Origin of the sequence: Kibdelosporangium persicum (assembly GCF_013280595.1) — a bacterium.
Lineage (GTDB): Bacteria > Actinomycetota > Actinomycetes > Mycobacteriales > Pseudonocardiaceae > Kibdelosporangium > Kibdelosporangium persicum.
In genome coordinates this window covers 78481-85262 of sequence record NZ_JAAATY010000039.1, presented here as the reverse complement: position 1 = coordinate 85262, position 6782 = coordinate 78481, and the positions used below count along the sequence as shown (strand labels likewise).

Sequence of the window (6782 nt, the reverse complement as noted above, 5' to 3'; positions counted from 1 at the left end):
CCTGCTAGTTCCAGGGCGATCCGGCGAGCTGAGTGTTTGTGGTGCCGGCGGAGCTGTTCGATGCGGGCTACCACCTCGGGCGGGGTGGCGGTGGGCTGGTGGTGCGGGACGCTGGGCCGGTCCAGCAAACCAGCCTCGCCGAACTGGCGGTAGCGGTTGACCCATGTCGAGGCACATTGCCGGGAAATCCCCATTTCCGCGGCGACATGCGCGATCGGACGGGTCTGGCAGCGCTCGACCAGACGGCGGCGGCCTTCTACCGACAGCGGGGCGTTACGGTGGAGCATGGACGGGTCTTTCTGCTCGGCGGACGAGTTGGTGGTACTTCTCATCCTGCCGCCGAAAGACCCGTCCCCATCCTCAGGCCCTGCCCGGCGTCAACAACCTCATGACCCGCAACAGCTAGCGCGTGTTTCAAAGCTGGGAGCTGGTGTGATGCGGAGTGAGATTGGTGTCGGCGTGTCGTTGATCAAATAGACGAGGTCCTGCATCAACCGGCTCAAATGCAACCGGGCGGTGGCCACCCGCTACGACAAACTCGCCGTGCGCTTCGAAGCGGTACTGGTCATCGCCTCGATCAACGAATGGCTGCCCCGCTTATGAAACACGCGCTAGCGGCGGGTCACGCGAGGGGAGTTCGCGGCCGCTCGGTACGGGTTCATGATCGGAGCCTAGGTCGCGAGCTCTCGGCAGCCATGCCATTTACGCAGTACAACCACGACCATCTACATTCGACAGTCGGCTACCGGACCCCCACCGAAACGCCCATCACCAATGTTGCGTAAACACCCCGTGTCCGGGAACCAGGGCAACTTCAAAGCATCGGGTCATCGGCTCGACTACCGTTGACCAACTGTGAACGACCACACACGAGCGCAACGCCGTGCTGCTACACCGAAGAAGGCCTGTGTGTTCTGCGGCGCGCAGGGTCGGTTGACCGACGAGCACACCTTCGGCGACTGGTTGCGCAAGCTTGGCTACAGCGGTGCCGGACTCCGCGAGATCGGCGACCCGCCGATCGTGCAGAATGCTGGGCCGTTTAGCCACAAGCTCAAGATCGTCTGCGCGAATTGCAACAACGGGTGGATGAGTCGGCTGGAGCAGGACGCGAAACCGCTGCTGGTCCATCTGTTTAGGGCTCATGGCAGACTTATCCCGATCGAAGAGGACGCCCAGATCACCCTGGCGCGATGGGCTTACAAGACCGCGGTCGTGTGCGCATACTCTGACAAGAACCAGGTGGACGCCTTCCCCGAAGAACACCGCCGTGAGTTCTACGAAACCGACCAACCGCCCCGCCAAACATGGGTCCGGATCGGGATGATGACAGTGCCCTCAGATCCGTTGAAGGGTGAGCACCTCGCCGCCTATCAGTTCGATAGTGGCGTCGACACCGTCACCGCCGACGAGGAGACAAGCATCGACGTGCCTTGGTACCGCACAACAATCCGGCTGATCAACGTCGTGTTCTGTGTGATGGGCTCCGTGACGGACGAGATCAAGATGAAAGAGCAGCCGGACAAGGTGTTCCGGACGATGACCCAGCCGCTCTGGCCGGTGCGGCGGCCTACGATCTGGTGGCCTCCGATTGCCAGCCAACCACTCCAGTTCTGAATGAATGGCCGCAGATCTCACGGGCAAAGCAGCTGATCCAACTCGTCGCAAACCTGCGGCACCACCTACGCACTCACCGTCGAATGTTCACAAACATTCAGCAGGTGCAATAACCGCTGCAGCCGAAGCTGCTGCTGTTGCGATCCGGTCCCGGCAAGTGCATAGGAGCCGAACAGCAGACTAGCGGTGGGCGGCTTGGTCACGCTCCGCCCACCGCTGGTTACTCACTCGGAATGTTGGAGTGCAAAGCGGCCTTCGACCACCAGGATGCCGCCATAAACCTGCTGTTCAGCCCTGTTCCCATCCTTTGGTACTCCCGCCCGGGGTTCGAACCTGCGACACCCCCTGCTCCGCTGCCTGCTGGCCTCGCGGCATGCAGTGCGCAGATCACAGCACCTTCGACACATCTCCAGACGTATGTGCCGGAAAGTTGTCGGCCGCCTGTCCCCTAGCGGCCTGTTTTCCGGAGTTCAGGGATGTCACCGCCCACTGATGCAGCATTGCTGGAGGCATCCATGAACCATCCGCGTTCCGTTTACCGTTACCTGCCCTCGGCCGGGCGTCGAAGCCACCCCGCCCCTGCGGCAGAGCCGCGGCTGGCCACAGCGTCGTCAGGGTGTGACCCCACATACTGGCCAGTCCCTCTGAGGCTTCGTCGCGTTGAAGGAGTGCCGGCGAGCTCGTCGCAACCCTCTCCTCGGCAACCGCATGACGGCATGCTGGAACGGTCACCGGAGGACAGCAAGATCGGCGCGAGCTTTCGATGCCCAACTTCACCTTCTCGGCACATCCTGCTCGGTAGTGCAGCGCATGAGACGGTCGTTCGTCTCTCGAGGCTCACCTGCAATCGAGAGTGGAGCACGCCCGTTCTCGCCGGAAGGACAGCGGCATGACCTCGCTACGCCCTTCTCGTTCGCGCCGAGGTCTGTCTCGACCACGTCCCATTGCCCCGACAACCGACACTGAGAAACGTCAGCCTGAGCCGAAGCCCACCGCCGCAGAGACCGATCGCACTGAACCGATGCTGTACACCGCCGAGCAGGCCGCCGCACTGCTGCAGGTCCGCCCGTCCTGGCTCCGACGCAAAGCTGCAGCACGCGCAGTCCCGTGCCGCTATCTCGGTAAGCACTTGTGCTTCTCCCACGCCGATATCACCGCGATTTCCGAGGCCAGCGCAACAGCACCCCATCAGCCGCGACGCCGCCTTTAACACCGCCGAATAATCACAACGAAAAAGCATTCCGCAGCGACTCACTTGATCTGCAAAGTCTTCGCACTGTCCGCTTGACTATTGACGGACACCGAGCGTCCATATGTCCGTCAATCCACGCACCACACAAGCGGCACGAAAGGAATTCGACGATGGCCTTCGTAGAGAAACGCGGGAAAACTCCTGGCGGGTACGCTACCCGAAAGAAGGCGGCGGATTCGGCACCATCACCGGCTTCACCTCCAAAACCGCAGCCGAAGCCGCAGCCCAGAACATCGAGGCCGACCAGCGCCGCGGCACCTTCATCGACCCCGACGCCGGCAAACTGTCCCTGGCCGAGTGGTCGGTCACCTGGTTCGACGCCCTCGACGTCGCCGACACCACCGCCGCCCAATACCGCAGCCTGGCCCGCAACCACATCCTGCCCCGCTGGGGCACCACCCCCTTGGACGCCATCTCCAGCCTCGCGGTGCACACCTGGGCCAAGAAACTGCGCGCCGACGGCTACGCCGTCTCCACCGTCACCACGATCACCAAAATCATGTCGATGATGCTGGCCGACGCCGCCGACGAACGACTCCTGCCCGCCAACCCCATCCGCCCCCGCCGCCGCGGCAAACGCCGCCACCAACCACAAACCGAACGAGCATGGGCCACCCCCGAACAAACGCTGGCCGTTGCTGCCCAAGCCGCAGCCCTCGTCGGCGACTGGGCAGCGGTGCTGATGATTACCGCCGCGTGGACCGGCGCCCGCTGGGGTGAGCTCACCGGCCTGCAACGCATCAACACCCACCTCGACGACGGCACCATCGTCGTCGACCCCGAGATCGGCGCCCTGCACGAGGTAAACGGCCGGCTGCAACTCGGACCACCTAAAACCGCCGAATCAGCCCGCACCATCACCCTGCCATCATTCCTGATAGACCTGCTCCGCAGCCACCTCGACAGCCACGACCACCCGCACGTGTTCGTGACCGCCGAACATGAACTACTGCGGCGGTCCAACTTCGCCCGCCGGGCCATGCGGCCCGCCGCCGACGGCAACCACCACCGTCCCCGCGCTCAGATCCGCGTCCAGCCGGTCGTGCCCGGCCTGGTGTTCCACGGATTCCGCCACAGCCACAAAACCTGGATGATCGCCGACGGCATCCCCGAAGTCGCCCAAGCCCGACGACTCGGCCACCGCATCCCCGACAAAATCCAGCACATCTACTCCCACGTCGCCCCCGAAATCGAAACCCGCCTCATCACCGCCCTGCAACACCGCTGGACCACCGCACTAACCAGCCTCACCACGACCCACCACCAGACCAACGACACCACCACATTTCTCGCTCTGCCCACCGCCGACATGCCAGATCTGCGCGCCACGGCATGACCCCGACCGAGCCCTTACAGCATTCGCCACCTGCGCCGGAGGTGGCGAATCTGCATTTCGGACCACACACGCCGTCTTCCGGATCGCGTCAGCGCCACCAACCCACCCCACCGGCACCCCACACACCCTAGCGACCATCACCGGCCGTCAGCGGACACCAGACGGGTCAGAACGACACCAACCGCGGGCAACCGACCCCATCGGCTCAGCGCTGACCACGGTTGACGGCCATTGCCCGCCGTCGCGAACGCCCACGCCGAACCAGCCCCGTACCGCGACCCCATAACCCCGTTCAGCCAAAACCGAACAAGATCGTCTCCCAATTTTCTCCCAAACACCCTTGTTGATCTTCATTCAGACCACAAGGGACAGTCATCGTATGATCGACAACAGCGCACGAAAAGCCCGCTGACCTGGGTGTTTACCCAAAGCCAGCGGGCTTGTTGCGACCGTCGGGACGACAGGATTTGAACCTGCGACCCCTTGACCCCCAGCGGGACAAGGGGTTTCCGCAGACGTCCTCTTCAGTCCCTTTGCGGCTGGTCGAGTCCGGAGAAAGTCCAGGGAAGGGGCCTCCAATCCGGCCCCGTCCAACAAGTCTGTGAGACGCGTGTGAGACGGGACCCGAGCCTCAGAGGTCCTTCCAATGAACAACACCACGCCAAGCGCAGCGTTCATGGCGCCACTCCAGCAGGCGCCTCGCCGCATCCGTCCACCGTTCAATATGGACAGTCCCGAGCCCTTCAACGAGGAGCTCACAGGCGACGAGTGGCGCGCCCGTCGTCGCGCTGACCGTGTCGCCGCACTCCTTGAGGCGTTGGACGGCGTCGAGTTGGGCGCGTACGACCGGCGCATCATCGAATGGCTGGCCGACTGGGACACCTCGACAGTTGGCACCGTCGCCAGCCTCTTCTACCGCGCCCGCGCCGTGGACGGTGTCTGATGAGCATCGAGGCGATCAACTGGGCGCTCAACCACGCCCCCATCCCCACCGACCGCAAGGACGCCTCGACGCTGGCGATCACTCTGTTGGCGCTCGCCAACCACGCCGGCCCGGACGGCCGGGACGCATACCCGTCAGTCGACCGGATGATGCGCTACACCCGACTGTCCCGACGAACCGTCCAACGCTCGCTCCGCTCACTGGAGGAGTTGGGCTTGATCCGTCCAGGCAACACCCGCGTGCGCGACGCCAACATCGCGGAAGCCAATTCGCGGCCGCAGGTCTACAACCTGGTGCTGTCCGCCGGGTTGTCCACAGGCTCAGACGGGGAGCGTCGACATGACGCCCCGCTGACCAGCAGGGGGCGTCAACAGAAGCATCTCGGGGCGTCAGCAGCGACGGGTGGGGGCGTCAGCATGCCGCACGAACCGTCCTTTAACCGTCCAGGAAACCATCCCGCGTCGAGCGCGCTCGGTGGGCGCTCGACGGCGTCATCGGAGTGCGGAGACTGTGACGCCCGCCCTGGCGACCCGATCTCTGCTCGTGTCATCTGGATCGACCGCGACCGCACTCGTTCAACCCCATGCCCTCGCTGCGCTCCGCAACGGCTTGGGGGCACACGATGACCGTCACTACTCCGACACCAGAACCTAGCGATGACGATGTGGAGCGCGCCGTGGCACAAGTGGAGAAATACGTGGCCTGCCACGCCGCATCCGGCGACAGCAAGCGAGTTCAAGAACTCCGTGCTGAGGTTGACGAGGCGCACGCTTTGCTTGCACTTCAAGGAGATCCTGCGCCGCTTCTGGTCGACACCAAGCGGGTCCGGCGCTCACGGAAACGAGCTGCCGAAGCTGTCCAGTTGCATGCGCTCGCCCAGAATCCGGCAGCGCGGGCGTGGCAGGCCGCCCGCGTACGGCTCGTGCTGACCGCCGTCACGCTGGCTGCTCTCATAGGCGCGCTCGGTTGGTCGACCACCGGCGTGCACTACACGCTCACCCGCACCATGACCGAACGCAACGCGGCATGGTGGGGCGCGTGGGCCGTTGAACCAGTCATCTCCGCTGTGCTGCTGGCAGTAGTGACAGCCAAGGCCTATCTCGCGACACACGGTCTGGTGTTGACGCACCGGCATCTGACTGCGGTCGAGTTCGGTGCCCTGGCCGTGACGCTCACGCTCAACATCTGGCCGTACACGCCATGGCAGGTCGACAGGTTCGATCCCATGCAACTGCTCGCCCACGCCATCGGCCCACTCGTCGCGATCGGTGCTGTCACCGTGTTGCCGATCATCTGGAGCGCCTTCGCCAGCCTCCAACTTGGCTCCCTACCGGTAGGCACTACTTCCCATGAGTACAGCCAAAACGCCGCCGAGGAGGGCATCCCGCCCGACCGCACCACCAACGCCCGTACCGCCCTACTGGTAGAGCGGGCGCAACAGTTGATCGCCACTGAGCAACTGCCCGCCAACCCGTCCGCGACCCGACTGCGCGAAGCCTTGGCGTGCGGCACCGATACCGCTCGCGAAGTCCGTGACGCACTGCGTACGAAGGATGCGGCGTGATTAGCGTGTCGGCGTGTGGTGGAAGGTGGGTCCGGATTGCGGACCTTCTGCGATGCCGCGCAGGCCAAGTACC

At 64.1% G+C, this 6782-nt stretch carries 6 protein-coding genes; 5 read left to right on the top strand and 1 reads right to left on the bottom strand.

Annotation, left to right across the window (positions count from 1 at the left end; translation table 11 throughout):
- On the bottom strand, window positions 1–287 hold a 287-nt coding region (locus GC106_RS41195; protein WP_173141623.1), incomplete at its 3' end, for a helix-turn-helix domain-containing protein.
- A 568-nt stretch (window positions 288–855) separates the two neighbouring features.
- On the opposite strand from GC106_RS41195, the gene GC106_RS41190 reads away from it, so the two are divergent.
- From GC106_RS41190 to GC106_RS41170, 5 genes are all read left to right on the top strand, one after another.
- Window positions 856–1614 carry a hypothetical protein gene (locus tag GC106_RS41190; protein ID WP_173141610.1) on the top strand — a complete coding sequence of 253 codons (759 nt, stop codon included), beginning with the start codon at window positions 856–858 and terminating at the stop codon, window positions 1612–1614.
- Window positions 1615–2927: 1313 nt separating this feature from the next.
- On the top strand, window positions 2928–4202 hold the full coding sequence (locus tag GC106_RS41185) for a tyrosine-type recombinase/integrase (protein WP_246367984.1): 1275 nt from the start codon (window positions 2928–2930) through the stop codon (window positions 4200–4202).
- A gap of 646 nt (window positions 4203–4848) precedes the next feature.
- Window positions 4849–5145: a hypothetical protein gene (locus GC106_RS41180; RefSeq protein WP_173141609.1), complete on the top strand. Its 297-nt coding sequence runs from the start codon at window positions 4849–4851 to the stop codon at window positions 5143–5145.
- A complete protein-coding gene (locus GC106_RS41175) occupies window positions 5145–5771 on the top strand; it encodes a helix-turn-helix domain-containing protein (RefSeq protein ID WP_173141608.1) in 627 nt (208 codons plus the stop codon). Before GC106_RS41180 ends, GC106_RS41175 begins: the two co-directional genes overlap by 1 nt.
- Window positions 5772–5821: 50 nt before the next feature.
- Window positions 5822–6709, top strand: a complete 888-nt coding sequence (locus tag GC106_RS41170; protein WP_173141607.1) for a hypothetical protein — start codon at window positions 5822–5824, stop codon at window positions 6707–6709.
- Window positions 6710–6782: the final 73 nt, after the last annotated feature.